Source organism: Brevibacillus sp. AG162 (genome assembly GCF_006715575.1).
GTDB classification, from domain to species: Bacteria; Bacillota; Bacilli; order Brevibacillales; family Brevibacillaceae; genus Brevibacillus; species Brevibacillus brevis.
On sequence record NZ_VFNO01000012.1, the window covers coordinates 97,546 to 117,258 of the forward strand.

At 47.2% G+C, this 19,713-nt stretch carries 22 protein-coding genes; 9 read left to right on the forward strand and 13 right to left on the reverse strand.

What is annotated here, in order from left to right:
* Window positions 1-86 precede the first annotated feature (86 nt).
* From FB479_RS26385 to FB479_RS26395, 3 genes are all read right to left on the reverse strand, one after another.
* Window positions 87-1,190, reverse strand: a complete 1,104-nt coding sequence (locus FB479_RS26385) for a citrate synthase/methylcitrate synthase (RefSeq protein WP_142067296.1) — start codon at window positions 1,188-1,190, stop codon at window positions 87-89.
* A 99-nt stretch (window positions 1,191-1,289) separates the two neighbouring features.
* Window positions 1,290-2,378: a DUF418 domain-containing protein gene (locus FB479_RS26390; RefSeq protein WP_232030129.1), complete on the reverse strand. Its 1,089-nt coding sequence runs from the start codon at window positions 2,376-2,378 to the stop codon at window positions 1,290-1,292.
* A gap of 97 nt (window positions 2,379-2,475) precedes the next feature.
* Window positions 2,476-3,390 (reverse strand): LysR family transcriptional regulator, encoded by a 915-nt coding sequence (locus FB479_RS26395; RefSeq protein ID WP_106652631.1) that lies wholly within the window; start codon window positions 3,388-3,390, stop codon window positions 2,476-2,478.
* A gap of 214 nt (window positions 3,391-3,604) precedes the next feature.
* Between FB479_RS26395 and FB479_RS26400 the strand changes: the two genes are divergently transcribed.
* Window positions 3,605-5,251, forward strand: a complete 1,647-nt coding sequence (locus FB479_RS26400) for a DUF6583 family protein (RefSeq protein ID WP_142067256.1) — start codon at window positions 3,605-3,607, stop codon at window positions 5,249-5,251.
* A 165-nt stretch (window positions 5,252-5,416) separates the two neighbouring features.
* Window positions 5,417-5,842 carry a hypothetical protein gene (locus FB479_RS26405; RefSeq protein ID WP_106652629.1) on the forward strand — a complete coding sequence of 142 codons (426 nt, stop codon included), beginning with the start codon at window positions 5,417-5,419 and terminating at the stop codon, window positions 5,840-5,842.
* Between the two features lie 45 nt (window positions 5,843-5,887).
* Here the strand turns inward: FB479_RS26405 and FB479_RS26410 are convergent, their stop codons facing one another.
* The 3 genes from FB479_RS26410 to FB479_RS26420 all read right to left on the reverse strand — a co-directional run bounded on the left by FB479_RS26410 (window position 5,888) and on the right by FB479_RS26420 (window position 8,730).
* Window positions 5,888-6,322 (reverse strand): metal-dependent hydrolase, encoded by a 435-nt coding sequence (locus tag FB479_RS26410; RefSeq protein ID WP_106652628.1) that lies wholly within the window; start codon window positions 6,320-6,322, stop codon window positions 5,888-5,890.
* Window positions 6,323-6,411: 89 nt separating this feature from the next.
* The gene (locus FB479_RS26415; protein WP_142067257.1) at window positions 6,412-6,774 is read right to left on the reverse strand and encodes a cupin; all 363 of its coding nucleotides are present in this window, start codon (window positions 6,772-6,774) and stop codon (window positions 6,412-6,414) included.
* A gap of 78 nt (window positions 6,775-6,852) precedes the next feature.
* Entirely contained in the window at window positions 6,853-8,730 is a 1,878-nt protein-coding gene (locus tag FB479_RS26420) for an SgrR family transcriptional regulator (protein WP_142067258.1), read from the reverse strand.
* Window positions 8,731-8,796: 66 nt separating this feature from the next.
* Here FB479_RS26420 and FB479_RS26425 point away from each other — a divergent pair, with 66 nt between their 5' ends.
* On the forward strand, window positions 8,797-10,035 hold the full coding sequence (locus FB479_RS26425; RefSeq protein WP_142067259.1) for an MFS transporter: 1,239 nt from the start codon (window positions 8,797-8,799) through the stop codon (window positions 10,033-10,035).
* Between the two features lie 62 nt (window positions 10,036-10,097).
* On the opposite strand, the gene FB479_RS26430 is transcribed toward FB479_RS26425, so the two are convergent.
* The gene (locus FB479_RS26430; protein WP_142067260.1) at window positions 10,098-11,783 is read right to left on the reverse strand and encodes a methyl-accepting chemotaxis protein; all 1,686 of its coding nucleotides are present in this window, start codon (window positions 11,781-11,783) and stop codon (window positions 10,098-10,100) included.
* A gap of 196 nt (window positions 11,784-11,979) precedes the next feature.
* On the opposite strand from FB479_RS26430, the gene FB479_RS26435 reads away from it, so the two are divergent.
* Both FB479_RS26435 and FB479_RS26440 read left to right on the forward strand, forming a co-directional pair.
* Window positions 11,980-12,795: a hypothetical protein gene (locus FB479_RS26435; protein WP_142067261.1), complete on the forward strand. Its 816-nt coding sequence runs from the start codon at window positions 11,980-11,982 to the stop codon at window positions 12,793-12,795.
* 100 nt (window positions 12,796-12,895) lie between these two features.
* A complete protein-coding gene (locus FB479_RS26440; protein ID WP_142067262.1) occupies window positions 12,896-13,522 on the forward strand; it encodes a hypothetical protein in 627 nt (208 codons plus the stop codon).
* Window positions 13,523-13,655: 133 nt separating this feature from the next.
* Here the strand turns inward: FB479_RS26440 and FB479_RS31090 are convergent, their stop codons facing one another.
* The 5 genes from FB479_RS31090 to FB479_RS26465 form a co-directional block, all read right to left on the reverse strand.
* Window positions 13,656-14,156: an NAD-dependent epimerase/dehydratase family protein gene (locus tag FB479_RS31090; protein ID WP_370511706.1), complete on the reverse strand. Its 501-nt coding sequence runs from the start codon at window positions 14,154-14,156 to the stop codon at window positions 13,656-13,658.
* A 232-nt stretch (window positions 14,157-14,388) separates the two neighbouring features.
* Window positions 14,389-14,970, reverse strand: a complete 582-nt coding sequence (gene clpP / locus FB479_RS26450) for an ATP-dependent Clp endopeptidase proteolytic subunit ClpP (RefSeq protein WP_106652621.1) — start codon at window positions 14,968-14,970, stop codon at window positions 14,389-14,391.
* A gap of 36 nt (window positions 14,971-15,006) precedes the next feature.
* Entirely contained in the window at window positions 15,007-15,264 is a 258-nt protein-coding gene (locus FB479_RS26455) for a hypothetical protein (RefSeq protein ID WP_106652620.1), read from the reverse strand.
* Entirely contained in the window at window positions 15,261-15,854 is a 594-nt protein-coding gene (locus tag FB479_RS26460) for a winged helix-turn-helix domain-containing protein (RefSeq protein ID WP_017247220.1), read from the reverse strand. Before FB479_RS26460 ends, FB479_RS26455 begins: the two co-directional genes overlap by 4 nt.
* A 154-nt stretch (window positions 15,855-16,008) precedes the next feature.
* Complete coding sequence (locus tag FB479_RS26465; RefSeq protein ID WP_142067263.1) at window positions 16,009-16,764, reverse strand: MBL fold metallo-hydrolase; 756 nt, start codon at window positions 16,762-16,764, stop codon at window positions 16,009-16,011.
* 118 nt (window positions 16,765-16,882) lie between these two features.
* Between FB479_RS26465 and FB479_RS26470 the strand changes: the two genes are divergently transcribed.
* The 3 genes from FB479_RS26470 (at window position 16,883) to FB479_RS31095 (ending at window position 17,846) form a co-directional block, all read left to right on the forward strand.
* Window positions 16,883-17,296 carry an Lrp/AsnC family transcriptional regulator gene (locus tag FB479_RS26470; protein WP_106652618.1) on the forward strand — a complete coding sequence of 138 codons (414 nt, stop codon included), beginning with the start codon at window positions 16,883-16,885 and terminating at the stop codon, window positions 17,294-17,296.
* Between the two features lie 98 nt (window positions 17,297-17,394).
* Window positions 17,395-17,685, forward strand: a complete 291-nt coding sequence (locus FB479_RS26475) for a hypothetical protein (protein WP_142067264.1) — start codon at window positions 17,395-17,397, stop codon at window positions 17,683-17,685.
* A 26-nt stretch (window positions 17,686-17,711) separates the two neighbouring features.
* Window positions 17,712-17,846: a hypothetical protein gene (locus tag FB479_RS31095; RefSeq protein WP_255438700.1), complete on the forward strand. Its 135-nt coding sequence runs from the start codon at window positions 17,712-17,714 to the stop codon at window positions 17,844-17,846.
* An 89-nt stretch (window positions 17,847-17,935) separates the two neighbouring features.
* Here the strand turns inward: FB479_RS31095 and FB479_RS26480 are convergent, their stop codons facing one another.
* On the reverse strand, window positions 17,936-18,241 hold the full coding sequence (locus tag FB479_RS26480) for a cupin domain-containing protein (RefSeq protein WP_142067265.1): 306 nt from the start codon (window positions 18,239-18,241) through the stop codon (window positions 17,936-17,938).
* A 231-nt stretch (window positions 18,242-18,472) separates the two neighbouring features.
* Between FB479_RS26480 and FB479_RS26485 the strand changes: the two genes are divergently transcribed.
* Entirely contained in the window at window positions 18,473-19,636 is a 1,164-nt protein-coding gene (locus FB479_RS26485) for a cation:proton antiporter (protein WP_106652616.1), read from the forward strand.
* Window positions 19,637-19,713 lie beyond the last annotated feature (77 nt).

Below are 19,713 nucleotides of genomic sequence, written 5' to 3' on the forward strand. Positions count from 1 at the left end.
AAATATTCTTCTCCCCACTACAGTCACATTTATAACACTAAAAAAGCTACCCGTATAACGGATAGCTTTCATGATAAACGTCTGAATTATTCTGGCATCGTGCCAATGTAATTGGATTGCGGACGAATAATGCGGTTTTTGCCTGCCTGCTCCAGAATGTGCGCACTCCAGCCGACCACACGGCTCACGGCAAATGTCGGTGTAAACAAATTGTCGTCCAAGCCCACCGCGCGCATGACAGCTGCGGCAAAAAATTCTACGTTTGTATTCAGCTTGCGGCCTGGTTTGTACTCTTCCAGCAGCTGCAAGCCTACTTTTTCTACGTGTGTCGCCAGATCGAACCATGGATCGTTGGACGACAGCTCGGATGCAACGACGCGCAGAGCAGTTGCACGCGGATCAATCGTTTTATAGACGCGGTGTCCGAAGCCCATCAAACGTCCGCCGCTCTCCAGCTTGTTGCGCAGCCACGGCTCAGCATTTTCCTTCGTGCCGATCGCCTCGATCATCTCCGTCACTTCAGATGGTGCTCCCCCGTGCAAAGGACCTTTCAGGGTTCCGATTGCGGCCGTAATGGAAGAAATCAGATCGGATTCGGTCGAGCTGACGACACGCCCGGAGAATGTGGATGCATTCATGCCATGCTCCTGCGTCAAAATCAGGTACGCATCCAGTGCACGTACGTGTGCCGCATTCGGCTTTTGACCCTTGAGCATATACAGATAGTTCGCTGTATGATCCAGCTCCGGATTCGGTGCCAACGGCTCGCGGCCCTCCAGACAAGCGAAGCGATACGCAACGATTGTCGGCATCTTGGCAGCCAGCGAAATCACTTCATCAATAGTCGGCGGGAAGCCATGCGAGGAACTGCCCAGCGCCGAAACACCCGTACGCAGTACACTCATCATATCTACATCTGCCGGGATCAGCTTCAGGATTCCCTTTACATGCTCCGGCAGCTCACGGTTTGCTTTGAGCTTATCTTTTAAATCAGTCAACTCCTGCTCGCTAGGCAAATGTCCGAACCAGAGCAGGTGTGCCACTTCCTCAAATGTGTGGTGAATAGCCAAATCACGTGCCCAATGACCGCGATATACCAGCAGTCCATTAATCCCATCCACCAAACTAAGGTCTGTTTCTGCTACGGCGATACCATCCAAGCCGATAGCCAAAGGATGTTGTTTTGTCATCATCACCACTCCATTTTCGTCTCTTTTCTCTTCAGTATAATCGATTCATAATCGTGAAGGGAAATAGAAGAAAACCGGAGTTTTGATCACGTTTTACAATCAGTTAGCAGGAGCTGGAACCGTCTTCTTTTTGCGTCCGTACGTCAGGAAGCGCCACAGCTTTTCCATCGGCCCCTGATTAAAACGCTTCAGCCACAGCCAGCTTGCGAGTAATTGAAACGCATAGATCGGCAACGCGAGCAAAAACCAAGAAGAGAGCGGCATGGCCGTAATACCGAACAAAGGAATCAGAATGGTCATGATGACGGTCTGACCCAAATAAGTCGTTAACCCCATTTGTCCCGTGTAGGCAAACGGCTGGAGAACTTTCCTCACCGACTCACGATCCAGCAACAGAAACAAGCTGGCTAACAAGCACAGCGCCATAGGCAGCGTACTCAGATCAACCAATATTTTGTTCACCTGTTCAAGCTTTGGACCAAATACGACACCGCTAGCCCAAACAATACCTGCTGCGATCGGAAGACTGATTACAAGAGTAGTAGCAGCGATTCGTTTCAACAATGGTTTATGCTCGCAAATTTGAGCAATCAATCCGCGTTTTCCCGCATACAAACCAAACAGGAACATCACGAAAATCGGTATCAGTGTCGTCTGCAATGATGCAATAAACGGAAAGATTTCTTGACCATTGAGCGTCTGTACGAGCGCCACGCCTTGAGTGAGCATGTACAGTCCTCCCAGACTGGCTGCCCATGCTAGAATGGTAGATGGCTTTCTTCGATAAAAAGGCATGAGTAAAAAGCCGAGGAGTGCATACACCGTCAAAATATCTCCAAACCAAATAATGACGTGAATCACACCAATGAAAAACATCGCGAACAACCGTCTGCTGAAGAGACGAAATACTTTTTGTCCACGCTGTTCAGCCCGTGACATGAAAATGTAAAAACCCAAGCCAAACAGAAACGAAAAGATCCCGAAAAATTTCGTCTGAATAAATAAATCATAGCTCAAGCGAATCCATGCATCGATCCCTGCCTCTATTGGCATTCGAACGTCTTCCGAATACAAGATAAAGCCTGGCAAGTTCACCAGCAAAATCCCGAACAATGCCAATCCCCTTACAATATCAATGGAATAAATCCGATCCTTCTGTGTGATTGGTTCAGCCTGCATATTCGTCATTCCCCCCTGCTGTCTTCAAGCAGGGTCCAGTATAGGCTACATATGCTGGTCAAAACTATCGATTCACCTTACATCTACCTTACAGGCTTGTTATCTTTTATGTCCGTCCACCCGACTGAACAAGCGGCATCGGTGGATACAAGGACTGCAAGATATCCATAAAATGCTGCGCTGGCTCGCTAATCCCCGCCTTGGGTACCAACAAATAAGAAGCGACCTTCGGTAAAACAAGGCCAGGTGTGGGCAGTTCAATAAAGCGGTTTTCAAACAAATCCCGATCGACAGCCGTCCGAGGCAAAAAGGAAACACCCAATCCATCCTCGATGAATCGCTTCGTAATGTCTACCTGCGAAACAGCCATCGTACGCAAGGAAAGCCCCCTCTGACGCAAAAGCAACAGCAACTCATCCCAGTATCCCGGATGATTGTGGGTCAGCAAACGGTTCGATTGCACCTCCTGCTCCCAATCAGGCAAAGGTGCCTCCATATCTCCGCCGCTGTGAGGGACTGCAAAAACAACAGGATCTTCGTACAAAAGATAGGTAGACAACTGGAATTCTCCCGGCACCATCCGGGTTAATCCCAGATCAGCCTGTCCATTTTGAACTAGCGGGCCAATTTCCACGGAGTCGACAATTTTAATCGAGATATCTACATCGGGATAGAGCTTGGTGTATCGGTGCAGCAAATGGGAAAAACGAGCACGGGCAATAATCGGTGAAACAGCCAGTTGAAGCTTTTCCCGATAGCCCTGTCTCCATGCCTGCAAGTCCTCCATACTGTTATGCCACTGTTGGAGAAGTCCTTTTGCATGTGGCAAGTACCGCTTGCCCGCAGCCGTTAATCGAACGCGTTTGCCAACCCGTTCAAACAGCTTGATCCCCAATTCCTTTTCCAATTGTCTTATATGCTGGCTGACAGTAGGCTGCGCAATGAACAACGCTTCTGCTGTCTGGTGAAAATTTTCTGTCGTGGCCGCCACCATAAACGTTTGCAGCACGCGAAAATCCACGTAATCTCCCCCCTGCTGTCGCTGTTTCTTTGTTCTATATGCATACAAAAGTAGGAAGAATGCAACTTTTGGGTCTTTCTTCCTCTTTTTTGAAGAAATTTACTGGAAATCGTTCCCCTTCATTCTCCTTATGGTACAATACAAAATCGAGTGCGCAAAATCATTACGCACATGGTAATCACCAAAGAGAGAGAGCAAAAAGGGGAGAGAACAGATGGAAACTGCAACAAACGTGAACCCACCGCGCAAAAGCAAGAAAAAAGTATGGTTGATCGCGGGGGCAGCGGCTGTCGTTGTGCTGGGTGGTTTAGGAACCGCCTATGCCAAGTACGATTTGTTTAAAAGCGCAAAAACGATTTACCTGCAAGCGGAAGCGGAGAGCATGATGAAATTTTCAAGCGACGTATCCAAAGCTTACGGGGAATACCAAGACTACATGAAGCCATACCTGGAAAAACCAGTTCACTCCACCACTGAGTTGAGTGAAATTGCCCTAGATGCAACAATTCCAGACCCGCAAGCGCAAAAAATTCTCGACATGCTGGGCAAAGCGAAGCTCGTGATGCAAAGCAACATCGATGAACAGAAAAACCAACAATCCGGTAACCTAGAGATTCATCTCCAGGATAAAAAGCTGGCTACCCTCGAATACTTCATGAGTGATTCCATCATGGGCTTCAAGGCTCCAGAGTTTTACTCCAAATACGCATATATGGACTTGAAAGATCGCGATGCACTCAAGGCAAAGTTGGGCGAGGAACTGCCGAAGCGCTTCGTAACCTATAGTGATTTAAATAAAGCGATCAATTTTAACCAAGATGAACTTAAATCGGTAATGACTCCGTATGCCATGCTGTATGCTGACAGCATCAAAGACAGCCAGGTAAGCATCAAGAAAGACGTTTCCTTCTCCGAGGAAGGACTCAAGGAAGATGCGCGTGAGATTACCGTTACTTTTAACGACGCAGAAGGCGCGGCTCTGGCGAAGCAAATTGCAGAGAAGGCAAAAGCAGACCAGAAACTGTTTGACCTGATCTACAGCCGCTACCACAATGTAGCTACCTTGATGCTCGACAGCGGCTACAAAGTAGAAGAAATCAGCAAAGAAGAATTCAAGAAAAATTACGAGCAAGCCTTTGATGACATCATCAAGGATACAGAAGATACAGACGCCAAATCAACTGATCAATTGAGAATGGTCGTGCTCGTGGATAGTGACCATCAAATCTTGTCCCGCAAGCTCTTGTTTGACGAAAAAGAGAAAAAAGATCAATTGGTCTACAGCAGTGTTTCCTACGATAAAGGTGCAGAAACATACAACCGTTACTCCCTGCACAACCTGTCTGATCAGCAAAATGGCGAAATGTCTTTCACCTACAGAGCGACAGAAGAAAAAGACAAGACAAAGGGCAAGTTCAGCATCCTGATGAAAGAGACCGACCAGCCAATTCTGGACCTGTCGACTACTTTCGAGACAACCAAGCAAGACAAGAAAAAAACCGGAACCTATGACTTTGCACTCGTAGTGGCAGACGAATACTCCTCCAACCCTGTTGCTCTGACCGGTAATGTTACCGTGAACGAGACGAAGACGGACAATGGTGTAGATTCTGATGGCACGGTAAAAGTGAACTTCTCGAACCCTACTCCAGATATGCCAAAAGGCTTTAGCTTCAAGTTGAAGTCCAAAGCAGAATTCGGCAAAGCACTGGAAATTCCAGCTATGACTGCTGACAACTCCATCAATTTCGCTACAGTGACTGACCAACAAATGATGGAAGCGCAACAAGAAGTCATGCAAAACGCAGATAAATTCATGAATGAAAACGCTGAACTCGTGCAACAGTTCATGATGCCTTAATTGTTTCGTGATAAGAAAAATCCGCTCATAATAGTTACTAGCAAGCTGGCATCGGTCCTAAACCGGTGTCAGCTTTTTTATTCAGATGACTATTTATTCTAAATATTACAATTCTGCTATATAATAAAGAATGGATATGCAACATAATAAGGATGAGTGATAACCATGCGAAAAACAGGTCAAAGTTATGTACACTCAAGATCCAGGGTTGGCATAAACCATAAAGTTTTAGAAGAAATAAAAGATGTTATTCGATATCTTGATACCGAAACTGACGAATACGTGGAAGTTGATCAAATTACAAAAATCAGTCAAAAATCATTATTGTTTTCACTAAATAGCTACGGTATCAACCATAAATCGGAAGCGACTCTAACAAGTAGAGAAAGAGGATCCTCTATGAAAAAAATAAAACAGACATATGCATATTTAGAATGCCAAAATAAACAAGAGAGTGATATTGTCGATGTCCTTTATGAACATATGGAGTCCATTGAGAAAGAGCCTAATGAATATGTAGAGATAGGACAAATCGTCAAATTACGTACAAATACTTTTTTGCTGATTATAAATCACTACCATGCTGATTAATTAGGGGGACCTCCTCAAGGAGGTCCTTTCTCAATGTCCATTCTTTTACTGATAACCTTTGATCACGATATACACAATCGCTCCATAAAATACGATTCGATCCACAGTCCGATACATCGACTTGGACACCGGAATGCCGAGCCAGCCTACTCGCAACGGCCACAATAACTGAATGCGTCCCACCAGCATATCGCTGATCAAATGGGACAAGATTCCCCAAAGCGCCGCCATGGCAGCCAAAGAATCGCCAAACAGCAGGAACGGAAGGAATAAAATCACCCAGGAGTGTGTCACCGTACGATGGCCGAACCCTTTTTGCAGCATTTTGGACAAAGGTCCCATCAAGTTTCCGAGCTTGCTATTTGCTTGATCGATATCGGGTACAAGTGCCATCGTTGCACCAATGACACTGCCCTTCCACGAAGGATAGGCACAGTAGCCTGCAATGGCACCGAGTACCATATGTGTTTTCCATGTCATTTGCCTTTCACACCGTCTTTCTTGGGTAGTCTGGGGAGCTTATGTACGGTTGGTGGAATGGCAAACCAATACCATCATACATACAGATGCTACGTCTCCACTAAGGACATGAAGCTTTCCGGATCGAGCCCATCTCCTTCGATCACAATGGCTGTCATTCCGGTTTCACTGCCTGATTCGTGCCCTTCTCCTGTGATCCAGAATGCCGCCTGACCACTCTGGATCGGGATGCGCTCTGTACCTTCACCACGTACCCAGCCTTCACCGCTCACCACAAGAAACAGCTGAGGGCAAGTCGCCGGATGATAGCCGACAACCCCGCCTGCCTCCAAATGAATACACCCAATCGAAACGGAATCAGGTGTGCGGATGACACGAGAAATCGTCGCCTGGACGGAATGATAGCGATCAATCGTTTTGCCTACTTGCTGATCAAATCGGAATCGTTTCATACTTTCCCCTCCACCTTTTGACGCGTAAGCCTTATCATAGCGCAACTAGTGGTGCTGTGACAGACTCATCTTACACGATTACTGCCGAAACCAAATATTTTTGTAGTCGACAAGTCCAAGCGCATTCAACGAAACACCAGCCAGAGCCGAATGATAAGCAGAATGCTGGCGTGTATGGTACAAAAACAGCATCGCGCACTGCTCACGCAAAATTCTCTCGACCTCCTGCAAGTGATGACGCTGCCCTGTTACTTCCCTCTCCAGCATCAAAGCACTCAGCTCTTGATCGATTCGCTCTCGTAAGGCAGGGTTCCACAGTTGTCGGGAAAAGCTGACATCCGACTTGAAGAATTCCACCATCCCCAGCACCCACTGTTCATCAAAAACTTCACCCGCAACCACCATATCTGCCTGCTGGATGATTTCGGGCTTCTTCAATTCCTCAATCGGTAAGACGGTCACATCGACGCAAATGCCACAATCCGCCAAATGCTTCTGTAACCATTCCGCATTATTTTCGTTGCCTGCTCCTTCATACGTATACAATTGCATCGTTTGTCCTTGGTAAAGACGATGATCGGGACAGCCTTTGAAGTCCCCATCCCAGCCCGCTGCCTCACCAGGCACATCCTTGTTTTCAGGTAAAAATCCGTAAGCAGGGGCGTACCGATTGCCGCGCAGCTCCGCGATCATTTTCTCGCGCACGATGAGTCGATCCAGTGCTTGCCGAAATGCGATATCTTGCTGCGGGCCTGGGCAATTCAGGTTAAAAGCGAGATACGTGCAGCCTTTCTCCACGCTTTGCAGCTCTTGCCATTGCTCCATCGGCCCGAGCTTATTCCAGAAGGTTTGGAAGTGCACCTCTCCTCGTTTGGAAAAGTAATCCTCGTTTCGCACATCTTTATTGTTTTGGGGAACAATCCAAATCTCTACTCGATCCAAATGAGCCCTTCCGAGAAAATACGTGGGGACAGCCTCTAAAATGAACATTTGCGAGTCATTCGTTATCAATGAAAAAGGTCCGCTGCCCACAGGTAATCGGCTAAAGGCTTGTCCCTTTTCCTGAATAACATCTCCCGGAACGATCGACAGCCGAACCGATGCCAGGATGGATAGCAGCAATTGATTGGGACGTCTGAGCACGATTTTTACCACCGTCTCTTTTTCCGCAGTAACCTTCTCTACATCTTGCAGCATCCAGCGATAGGGAGACCCCGTCTTCGGATCGGCAATGCGCTCGAGCGTCCAGACGACATCATGCGCTGTCAGTTCACGTCCGTGGTGAAAAAATACCCCTTTGCGCAAATAAAAGGTCCATTCTGTTCGGCTCTCATTTACCTCCCAATGATGGGCGAGATGCGGGATGAATGCATCGATTTTTTCGTCATACCGAATGAGAGTATCAAATAGTTGCTTCACCATATGGGACTCAGTACGCCTGTTGACAAAGGCAGGGTCAAGAGCCGGAATCGGCCTGTAAAAGGACATGCGAAGCGTATCCAGTTTCTGTTCACGGATTTCCTCCTGAATAAAGCCAAACTGCCCAGAGAGCCACTCAAAAAAATGCTCCCGCCCCTTGGCAGTGATGGCAAAATCACTTAGGAGCTGCATGGCGCCTTCCAAATCTCCATCTTGTATACGCTCTTGGGCGATGGGCAAAACAATCTGCTCGATCCCGTATAGCAAGATAATCCGTGAGACATTGCCTCGTCCTCTTCCCGGGCTCCATTCAATCCACTTCTGCTCTTCCATTTGCTTGATGACTTTTTTCACATTGCGAATCGTGCAACAAAAAATCCGAGCCAGCTCGGCAAGCGTAATCTCCTGCTGTTCACCCTCTGCGGCAGAGGCAAAATGCTGGCGCAAGCGCAAGTAGTAGTAGGCACTTTGCATCGAGATCACCACTCTTTCTACGTAAACAGTCGCTGTCGAATCCAAAAAGGGGTCCATACTCATCAAACACTTTACCCTTTTTCTTCCCCTTTTTCTAGCTACAATGAGATCGAAGAAGGAGGTTTTTTCATGCCAGTGCCTAACCACACCCCCGCCACGAAGCCTGAATCACACGAAAGCATGTCGATCTGGCGGAATCGACCCTTTCTCGTCCTCTTTTTCACTTCCACCCTTATCACGTGTGGAGCAAAGGTGTACGAACTAGCCTTGCCACTGATTTTGTATGACATGACCCAATCGCCAGTTGCCATGACGACCATGAAAAGCATTGAGTTTTTGCCTAATCTGCTGCTCGCGATGTTCATCGGTGTCTGGGTCGATCGCTTTTCTAAAAAACGCTGGTCGCAATGGATGGTTTTTGGCCAGATGGTCTTGTTGTTTTTGCTATATGGACTGACCGAATCCGGGCATGCACAGGTCATTCATTATTATGTGGCTGGCTTTTTCCTGATGGCGTTTCATTACGGCTTTCACAACGCACGCGTCAGCATGATCAAGCAAGTGGTCCCTACCCCACTGTTAACCTCAGCCAATGCTCGTTTTTCTTTTATGGGCACGTTTATCGAAATTATGGGGCCGGCGATTACCGGGTTTATCCTGCTTCTGTCGGCACTGCACACCGGGCTGCTTATTACGGGTACAGCCTATTTACTGGCTTTTATCGCCATATCGTTTTTAGATCGTACCGATGCGCCTGCCCCCTCTCAGGGCGGCTTCTGGCAGGAGTTGCAAAATGGTTGGAAGGAGCTTTTGGGAAATCGACCGTTATGGCAAATTACGGTGCTCGTGATTTTTCTCAATGCCACCTCGGGCATGTATGACGCCATGATCATTTTCTTTGCCAAGGATCACCTGAAGCTGGATAATTCCACATTAGGGCTGGTGCTTTCCGTCGCTGGACTTGGCGGTCTTCTCGGCAGCTCAGTGGTTGCCTATCTGCGGAGGCGCTATCCCATCGGCCGCATCATGGGCATAACCATCCTGCTACTTGGTTGCTCCTATTTGCTCATGGTTTTCGCGCAAAGTACGTGGATGCTCTGTCTGTCTCTGTTTCTCACGGGTCTGATCAGCACGATTGAAAACGTCTGTATTTGGACCTTCCGTCAAGAGACTACCCCTGCCCACATGATCGGGAGAATTAGCGGGATCACCGGCTCTATTTTCAAGCTCGGGATTGTCTTCTCCATCTATGGTTCGGGCTGGATGACTTTGTCATTGGGGCCTTGGGCTGTCTTTTTGGCAGCGGCAGTGGGGAATCTCGTGGTTTTTCTTGTGTACCGAAGATTGTCTTTGTGGAAATTGGCGTAAACGAAAAAAAACCCCTCAGAATCATTCTGTCGATTCTAAGGGGTATTTCTTGTGGCGAAGCTTTATACCTTGAAATGGCCTATCAGCTTTTCCAAATCATCCGCAAGGCTCGCCAGCGATGCGGCCGAGGAGTAGATTTCCTCCATCGAGGCAAGCTGTTCTTCTGTAGCAGACGAGACTCCCACCGAGAGAGAGACAGCCGATTGCGCTACAGTGGCGATCATCTGCATCGATTGTCCGACCTTGCCTGTACTTTCCGTAAGGGTATGTGCCGCAGTCGATACTTCTTGAATTTCATTCGTCACGCCCACAACAGCATCGCGAATATGAGAGAACGCTTCTCCTGCTCTTGCGACGCCCCCCATACCATCTGCCACTTCTTGAGAGCCTTTTTCCATCGTGAGGACCGCTTCGTTCGTCTCCATCTGGATCGACGCTACCAGCTGGGAAATTTCTTGTGCCGATGCAGATGCCTGTTCTGCCAGCTTTCGCACTTCATCTGCCACGACAGCAAAGCCTCTGCCATGCTCGCCCGCCCTCGCCGCTTCGATGGCGGCATTCAATGCCAAGAGATTCGTCTGACCTGAAATTTGCGTAATGACTTCGACGATTTGGCCGATTTGCTCGGAGCGTTTTCCTAAACCACCTACCAGTGCAGTCAAATGCTCCATCGTTTCTCCGATCCCGTTCATCTGGGATACCGACTGCTGGATGGTTCGATCCCCCTCTGTCGCCAGCTCTGAGGTACTGGCAGCCGCAGCAGACACGCTTTGCGCACGTGCCGCAATTTTTTCAATTCCAGCTGATATTTCTTCGACTTCCTGCTGACTCTCCTCTACGTTTTGGGATTGCCTGTCCGTTCCTTCCGTCATTTCCTGAATCGTGATGGCGATCTGTTCCGTAGCTTGGCTCGTTTGCTTCGAGCTCGCTGTCAGTTGTTCAGCTGCGGCTGCAACCTGCTGGGCATGCCCGCGAACCTGAGAAATCAACTCTCGTAAATTGGCTAGCATCCGGTTGAATGAGCCTGCCAACTGTCCAATCTCGTCTTTTGAAAAGACGGTCAGCTCTTGCGTCAAATCCCCTTTTCCGTCAGCGATATCATGAAGCTGTTTGTTCACCCGATGCAGCGGTGCCACAATCGAGCGAATCAGAAAACCGCCAACCACAATCGCGACGAGAATTCCCGCTACATTAAAAAACAACTGAATCATGGCCGAAATTCCTTCGTTCTCTGCCAGCTCCTGTTGATCTGCTTCGATTTCATTACGCACTTCTTCAACCAATCCACTCACAACCGAATCCATTTCTTTTCTCGATTGCCGTTCCTGGCCGAAATGGTGAGAGATGGCTTCTTCACGTAGTCCTTTATCCATTGCATCTACTGCTTTATTACTCGACTCCAGATAAGACTTATATAGTCTCTCAGCCTCCTCCATTTCCTCACGATGGTGAGAAGTATCAAGAGAACTGATCATTTTAGCAAACAGGCTGTCCACCTTTGCTGCCTTTTCCTTCAATTCCATCCGAAACTCTTCATCGCCCGTTAACAAATAGGCACGTTCGTCATTGTTTCGACCTGTCATGATAAACTGCATTTCTCGCAGGTCCGTCAACAATTTTTCCTCTTCGATAATTTTTGTGTAGGATGCCTTCATCGCTAACATTTGCACATACATATACGTGCCTGAACCGAACATGACTGCCAATATGACACCAAAAGCCAGGATAATTTTTGTTCTGATTTTCACAAGGTGAGCCTCCCGTCATCTGATACTCATGTTCATTCCCAGCTTCTCCTTCCTTCAAACAATTTGATGTGCAAACAAAAAACCGTCAGATTAAATTGTGGTAATCTTTTTATTTTTCAACAAAATACATTGAACAAACAATCAAGAAATAGTAGAATGCAAACGAAGTATATACCATAATTAGGGAGATGAGTTAATGTTAGGTAATTTGTCTAAGATAATTACACCTCTTGCACTTTCAATGTCATTGCTCACTGTTCCAAGTATGGCTTTTGCTGAAAAAGTTGACGCAAAATACGAGAAAGCAGTAAAACAAGAAAAACTTGAAAAACTTAACGAAAAATTAGATTACTTACGAGAGCAAGTAAGAAAAACGAAGGATTTTGATAAGGCAATGAAAATAACAGTAGAAAAATACAGTAATTTGAAGGTTGTAAATTCAGATGGTGAAGATGGAAAACCGATCAAGGCTTTATCTAACGAGGAAGGATGGCTTACGTTTACTGATAGAATTGTTTACGATGATGAAAGTGATCAATATGTGTTTGTTGGATATTGGGAGTGGGATGAGAATGAAGGTTTTGTCGGACGTGAACCATACGATTTCGTAGGTGTTTATACAGATAATAAAAAAAGTATGCCAATCGACGTTGATGGGGTTGTCATCCAAGGATGGAATGGTTTGGGTGATGAAGAAGCTTTCTTCGATACAAGAACTGATAAAAAACGTGGTAAGGTGGCCTTAGCAAAACGCGCTACGGACGCAGGTGTTGGCTTTTGGATTAATGATCGATATGTTACAAATGGCACGATAACCGCTGTACTTGAAAAAGTTACAACTAACAAAAAGGAGCGCGTCTATTTACAATATGACCATTCTTGGACAAGCACTTCAATTACAGGGATAGGTGGTAACGTATCAGGTGGCGGTGGAGGTTTTAATATATCTTGGAACACGGGAGTGAAGTACTTAAATCCACTCACCTCTACAGGTGAATATTGGAAAGGATAATGCTAAAATTTGGGTGTCCCCTTTATGGAGGACACCTGTTTTCTTGATGGAGTTGGAAAATTCAGTCTCTATAATATAATTAAATGAAGGGGCGGTAATAATGAAAAAGATACTAATCATGCTATCCTTGATTCTAGTGTTGACCTCCGGATGCAATAAGGATGCAGCCGATATCAGTGAAGATGAAATCCGAATGCTTGCATACACCTACTCAGAAAATGTATTTAATAACTATAGATACGTAGGATCTATCAGTGATTTTTTAGGTAACGCTAATGGAAAAGAAATCACATTGGAATCACTTCAAATGTATGTTAGTGGGTATAAACAAGGAAATAGCAGGATGAAAATTTATGAAAGTGTAGAAAATATCATCTCGCTCTACTTTGCAAAACACTACAATGAACAAATCATCGCAAAATTATTTGAAGCGAATCGCAAATTAACCCAACTAACAAGGCAGCTTAATGATTTGTTGACAGAAGAACATATAGCGGCAGAACTTTCCGCAAATCAAATCATTGAGTTAAGAGAGCGAATTGACGATCTACTCATCTATGTATACCCTGAGCAAGATGAGACAGGTATAAATCTTTACACATTAATTACGAAACCTGAGAAATTACTTGAAAAGTATACCGTTACGGATATAGATATCTTTTTTATGAATTTTAACAACGCTATGGAGCAATTGAACAACTTCATAGAACAATTCACTAAAACTTAATCCTTTAATCACGTTCGTGTGCAGATAAAAAACCGCCAGGAAAAATCCTGACGGTTGAACATTCGGTACGCTAAACTCCGAGCTTCGCAGCCACTTTATCCTCTACGCTGTAGTCAATTCCTTGCAAAACGTTTTAGGGAGGATGTTCGAGCTCCCATACAATCGTACGTCGCATAGACTCCTCTGCGGTAGCTTGTTCTGTATACCCCAGCTCTCTCCTGATTTTTGCTGAATCCAGCTGAATATGCTGCTTCGATTCGATCTGCGGGACCCATTCGGTCGGCAACTCAGCAGAAGGCGCTGTCATTACTTTGCCATCCCAACCATAAACGCTGCCGATTCGTTCAATCCACTCTCTCATCGACAAGCATTGCTCTTTTGCTACGTGGTAAATCTGATTCTTTGCTCGATCGTCGGTCGCCACCAGGTAAATGGCATGCGCGATGTCTTCTACGTAGCTGCGTGCCCAACGCCAAGAAGCAAAGCCTTCATCGAGCAAAATAAACGGACGTCCGTCACGCATCTGCTGAAGGTACGGATAGACGCGATGCTGATAGTCATGCGGGCCATACACCATCGGCAGGCGCAAAATCGTGCCTGGCAGACTCTGCTGCCCCATCACGGCTCGCTCCACGAGTATCTTGTCATAATCTTCACGATCTGGTCTGGCCCCTCGGAACGGATAGCGCTTCTCGCAAAGTGGAGACTGCTAGAAACGACACCTTGCGGAAGAGAAGCAGCACCGGGGTTAATCCCTCTATAAATACAGCAACCTCATGACCTGATTCTGCCAAGCGCTTCACTGCATGTGGACCGATAAAACGCGTCCCCCCAAAAATAGGATCTTCACCCCGGCACCCCCATCTCTACAATTTTTCGATCACTTTATCAATCAAGCCGTATTCGAGCGCCTCTGCGGCGGTAAGGAAATAGTCGCGGTCTGCATCTTTTTCGATTTGCTCGACTGTCTTGCCCGTACGCTCCGCGATGATCGTATACAGCATGTTGCGATGTCGTAGAATACGGTCTGCCGCGATCTTAATATCGCTCGCCTGTCCTTGACTGCCTCCCCACGGCTGGTGGAGCATGACTTCTGCATTGGGCAGCGCGTACCGTTTGCCCGGCGCTCCTGCTACGAGAAGCATCGCTCCCATGGACGCTGCCATCCCCGTGCAGATTGTGGACACATCAGGCGCAATGAAACTCATCGTATCGATAATCGCCATCCCTGCTGTGACAGAGCCCCCGGGCGAATTGATATAAAGGTGAATGTCTTTTTTCGGGTCCTCTGCTGCCAGGAACAGCAACTGAGCTACGACTGCATTGGCTACCTGATCATCGATGGCACTGCCGAGAAAAATGATGCGATCCTTCAACAACCGGGAGTAAATGTCATAGGACCTCTCTCCATAACTCGTTTGCTCGACTACTACCGGAATGAGATTCATGAAAAAGCCCTCCTTCGCTTGTTTACGCTCGATTTTTTACGCGGCCATACGCATGCTGGTTGCTTGTGGAACCGCCACTGATTTTTTGTTAAATCCAGATGAAACCTGCGTCACCACTGCCGGATTACTCGCCGGCCCCACTGACCATGTCTGAACAGCTGCTTCTCTTTCGACAGCAACCCCATTTCCGTTTCGGGCAGGCATGGCAATGACCTGATCGGTTTGAGGCTGGACTCGACTTTCCCAAACGATTACGGGTTTGGACTTGTTTGACTCCACAGCTTGTGCCTTCATGCCTCGTCTCCTCCTTGTTTTGGATAAACCGCCAGAACGACCTGATACGTTTCTTGTCCCTTTTCTTTTGGCTGATACTTCGCCACAAGCTGATTCACCAGTTGGACGTACTCCTCTACAAAAGCACTGCGCTGTTCCGCACTGGCTAGCTGAATACTCGCATTCAGCGAGGCGCTCGGAACCTCCACCTCTTGATCGGAGCGCTCCAGCAAAAGCATGGCATCACGCTTGATTCGTTCTGCTGTTTGGACTAGATGAGACAACGATCCTTGATCCTTCATTTGCTGAATGGTATCGTTGCCCCAGTTCAGTCCTTCCGAGAGCACATACGTCCGCGCAATCGCCAAATAAAGCACCTCGACGAGATTGCGCACCTGTCGACTCCCTACCCGCCTGACCAATCCGACCTTTTCCAAGGCTTTCAAGTGATAATTGACACGCTGCGGGATTTCATTGATCCCACGTGCGACTTCTGCTGCCGAAGCAGGCTCTGCCAAACGGCTTAATATCTCGGCACGGAGCGGGTTCAATAGCGCCATCGCCTGTTCCGGCTTCTCGACTACATATGTTTCCAGTTGTTCGTGCGCCACAACAACACCTCATGACATTAATCATTTACGTAAAAATAGTTTATTACGTTCGTTTTTGTTTGTCAAATGATGGATAAGCCTTTTTTTCGACAACGTCAAAAGCCCCGCTATGACCTGCGGAGCTTTTGTTTTTCATTACTATTCGGTTCACTCATTAAAAAGAGATGATTTCGCCATCCTGCGGAACATGTACGCGTCCGGACAGCTGTTTTTCCTGCAAACATTCATTCAATTCCCGGCGGCTGAGCAAGCAATGGTTCCATGTTTCCATATGGGCAACGAGGATACGGCTGTCGGGCGCGGCATTTGCGATATGGACGATATCCTCCTGCGTCATCGTGATCGGGTCTCCCGTCAAAAACTGGGCCGCACCTGCGAAAACGACGATCGCATCTGGACGATACGCTGTAACAGCTTGCTCCACTTCTTCACACCAAATCGTATCCCCCGCCACATACAGCGTCGGCTCACCAGCTCGCCCCAGAACGAAGCCAGATACTGGCCCCATCTGCTGTCCAATTTCTCCTGTTCCATGTTGACCACCTGTTCGATGTAGGTGAATCCCTTGCCATGTATACTCCTCTTCGATGGCAATGACTTGTTCGAAGCCATGCTGTACCAGCTTATCCAGATCCGGTGGCTGGCAAAAGACAGGCAAATGCTTCGGGAGAAGGCGTATGGCCGCTTCATCGAGATGATCGAAATGGGTATGCGTCACCAAGAGGGCGTCTACGCCAGCGAGTACCTCCTCCACGGAAATGGGCAATTCTACTCCTGGATTCGGACGCTGATTCGGCGTATTTGGTACTGCTGGCATTTCGCCCTTGGAGCTAAACATCGGATCGACCAAAAGTGTCAGCCCTGCATATTCCACGCGCAAGGTAGCATGTCGTACAAGCTGAATCTGCATGTCATTTCTTCCTTTCCTCGTTATCGTTATAATGGATGTACGTTTATTGTATAAGGTCATGAACGGTTGCCGCGAAACGATTGCTGGCTACCGACTTTCGCCGTGAAAGGAGATACGCATGCTAGACCAAATCGATCTCTCCATCCTTGCCTTGCTACGCAAAAATAGCCGATTGCAGTGGAAGGACATCGGCGAACAGGTCCATCTAAGCGGTCAAGCCGTCGGCAACCGCATTAGACGAATGGAGGAGCAAGGCATTATTCAAGGCTACACAACGCTCATTGATGAGAGTAAAATCGCCCCATTCCTCACTGCTCTCGTCACTATGTTCATGACCACTACCGATCATTCTCTCTTCACTCGTTTTATCAAAAGTCGCAGCGAGATCGTCGAAGCCCACCGCATTAGCGGAGAAGGCTGCTACACCATGGTGGTACATGTTCCAGATCAAGAGGCCCTCAATCATTTTTTAGATGCCCTGCTTCCTTTTGGGAACTACCGAGTCAATCTATCGATTAGCAAATTGAAATAGTTGGCAGTTTGGCAATGTATCCGCTCTCATGATTTTTCGGGGTTGCTCGATATTGTGAACAAGAGTAGAATGATGAATACGAAAGGAGGAGAAACGCCATGGAAGATATGCTATTGCTGCTGTTTTCGCTGGAAGATTTCTTCGCCTTGGTCGCGCTTTTTGTAGGATGCTTCACTTCTGCTTTTTGTCTCAGACAGTGTTACCTGCAAAACCGGGCTCTACATCAGAACGTCACGGATACGTACCGACCTTCTATTAACACGTTGTTGGTTGAGACTTATCCAATGGCGGCAAGGCAACCGCAGCGCCTTCGCTTATTCAGGCGCTTACAGCATACAGACGGCGAAATGGATACATATGGTTCCTTTGTTTTGGATCGCGTAGCGTAACGAACATCCAAAAGGAGGTTGATCATATGATCGCCAAATATATCGGAGAAGCTTTGTTGTTTGTTGTGGGTCTGCCTATTTTCGCTTATCAAACACTCGAAGGAATGCATGCATTGGCAGATATCTTCGCACAAATGTCCGATTTCACTAATTTCAAATAAGCTTGACGCATAGAAAAGCCTGGCCGCCTCTTATGACGGTCAGGCTTTCTTTAATCTGTCTGGATGCGGTCTCCTCTTGTTGTCGGCTGCTAGATCACGAGAAATTCCACATCCTCTGCTCCCTCGTTTTTCATCTGGTGTTTGACTCCCGGAGGCACTTCTACCCCTTCCTGCCTGCCCAGCACATGTCGAACGCCATCCACTTCCAGCATAGCCTGTCCTGACAGCACGAAGAAAAACTGACGCGACCGCTCGTGATAATGGCGCACTTCTGCTGTATTTCCGGGCATCCGCTCATGAATGACGCTGAGCTCTTGGCCTTTGACCAGATGCCAGCCGTCGCATTGATCGCCCCAGATATAATGCTCTGCATTCTCTTTGCTAATTTTTTTCAAACCTGCTTCTCCTCCGGTTTTTTGCTCTATCTTCACACGCAGGAGAGCTTTTGTCATCAAATGTTTACTTTTTCTGCCCAATATGCTAAAATGTTTGTAAATCGCAAGTGAATATTCAATTCGTTACTGGAGGAGCCTGTCATCATAGGGTTCTTTTTGTCTTTTTTTAGCCGACAAAAAGAAGTCTGTGATCACGGGCTCTTTTTTATTTCGTAAAAAGGGGGAAACCACATGCTTATTTTTCAGCTGGCTGTCATTTTGATCGCTTCCAAAATCGCTGGTGATATCAGCGTACGGCTGGGGCAGCCATCCGTTTTGGGGAAACTGCTCATCGGTATCGTTTTAGGCCCTACCGTTCTCGGGCTGGTCACAGACACAGAAATCCTCAAGGAAATTAGCCAAATCGGGGTTATCCTGCTCATGTTTATCGCGGGCTTAGAGACGGATATTGATGAGTTCAAACGCACCGCCAAGTCTTCAACCAGCGTAGGTGTTGCCGGGATTGTCATGCCACTCGCACTCGGTTATGGTGCCGGAATTGCGATTGGCCTCCCCAACATCGAAGCGATCTTCCTGGGCCTGTTGCTCTCTGCTACCAGTGTAAGTATTTCCGTACAAACATTGAAGGAATTGGGCAAGCTAAAATCAAGAGAAGGCGCAACAATCATGGGAGCCGCTGTTATTGATGACGTTTTGGTCATCTTGGCACTCGCTTTCTTGATGAGCTTTGCTGGCGGCGACGTGAATCTTGGCATGGTGGTTTTGAAAAAGGTCGCGTTTTTTGCCATCGTCATCGTTCTTTCCTGGAAGGTTGTCCCTTGGGTTTTGAAAAAATTCGCTCCGTTGCAGGTTACAGAATCGGTCATTTCCGCAGCGCTCATCATCTGTTTCCTGTTCGCTTACTTTGCTGAATATACAGGGGTTGCTGCTATCATCGGTTCTTACATCGCCGGTGTTGCCATCAGCTTGACCAATTACAAGCAAGAAGTAACCCACAAGGTCGAAACCATCAGCTACTCGGTTTTCGTACCAGTGTTTTTCACCTCGATCGGGGTAACGGCACAGTTCTCTGGCATCTTGGAAAACCTCGGACTGATTGTGCTCCTGAGCGTCATCGCGATTGTTTCCAAGCTCATCGGTGGTGCTTTTGGTGCAAAAATCACAGGCTTCCCGTGGAAAAACTCGATGGCCATTGGTGCTGCCATGGTATCTCGTGGGGAAGTCGCCCTTATTATCGCTGCCATTGGTCTGGAGAACAATTTGCTCACACAAGACATGTTTGCTGTCCTGATTGTCGTTGTACTCTTGACGACCATCGTCACTCCGCCAATGATGAAAATGTTCTTCTCGAAAACATCGCAGCCAGAAGAAATGGCTTTAAAAAAGAACGCCTGACACAACCAAGACTGTTTCTCGCCTAGACGCGGGGGACAGTCTTTTTTTATCATGAGGAAAATACCCTCTTTTTGATA

Coding starts and splice junctions, on each gene's coding strand:
- FB479_RS26440 (WP_142067262.1), top strand. CDS start 12,896: ATGAAAAAGATACTAATCATGCTATCCTTGATTCTAGTGTTGACCTCC.
- FB479_RS26485 (WP_106652616.1), top strand. CDS start 18,473: ATGCTTATTTTTCAGCTGGCTGTCATTTTGATCGCTTCCAAAATCGCT.
- FB479_RS26475 (WP_142067264.1), top strand. CDS start 17,395: ATGGAAGATATGCTATTGCTGCTGTTTTCGCTGGAAGATTTCTTCGCC.
- FB479_RS26390 (WP_232030129.1), bottom strand. CDS start 2,378: ATGACGAATATGCAGGCTGAACCAATCACACAGAAGGATCGGATTTAT.
- FB479_RS26405 (WP_106652629.1), top strand. CDS start 5,417: ATGCGAAAAACAGGTCAAAGTTATGTACACTCAAGATCCAGGGTTGGC.
- FB479_RS26410 (WP_106652628.1), bottom strand. CDS start 6,322: ATGACATGGAAAACACATATGGTACTCGGTGCCATTGCAGGCTACTGT.
- FB479_RS26465 (WP_142067263.1), bottom strand. CDS start 16,764: ATGCAGATTCAGCTTGTACGACATGCTACCTTGCGCGTGGAATATGCA.
- FB479_RS26415 (WP_142067257.1), bottom strand. CDS start 6,774: ATGAAACGATTCCGATTTGATCAGCAAGTAGGCAAAACGATTGATCGC.
- FB479_RS26385 (WP_142067296.1), bottom strand. CDS start 1,190: ATGACAAAACAACATCCTTTGGCTATCGGCTTGGATGGTATCGCCGTA.
- FB479_RS26435 (WP_142067261.1), top strand. CDS start 11,980: ATGTTAGGTAATTTGTCTAAGATAATTACACCTCTTGCACTTTCAATG.
- FB479_RS26470 (WP_106652618.1), top strand. CDS start 16,883: ATGCTAGACCAAATCGATCTCTCCATCCTTGCCTTGCTACGCAAAAAT.
- FB479_RS26420 (WP_142067258.1), bottom strand. CDS start 8,730: ATGAGTATGGACCCCTTTTTGGATTCGACAGCGACTGTTTACGTAGAA.
- clpP (WP_106652621.1), bottom strand. CDS start 14,970: ATGAATCTCATTCCGGTAGTAGTCGAGCAAACGAGTTATGGAGAGAGG.
- FB479_RS26455 (WP_106652620.1), bottom strand. CDS start 15,264: ATGAAGGCACAAGCTGTGGAGTCAAACAAGTCCAAACCCGTAATCGTT.
- FB479_RS31095 (WP_255438700.1), top strand. CDS start 17,712: ATGATCGCCAAATATATCGGAGAAGCTTTGTTGTTTGTTGTGGGTCTG.
- FB479_RS26400 (WP_142067256.1), top strand. CDS start 3,605: ATGGAAACTGCAACAAACGTGAACCCACCGCGCAAAAGCAAGAAAAAA.
- FB479_RS26425 (WP_142067259.1), top strand. CDS start 8,797: ATGCCAGTGCCTAACCACACCCCCGCCACGAAGCCTGAATCACACGAA.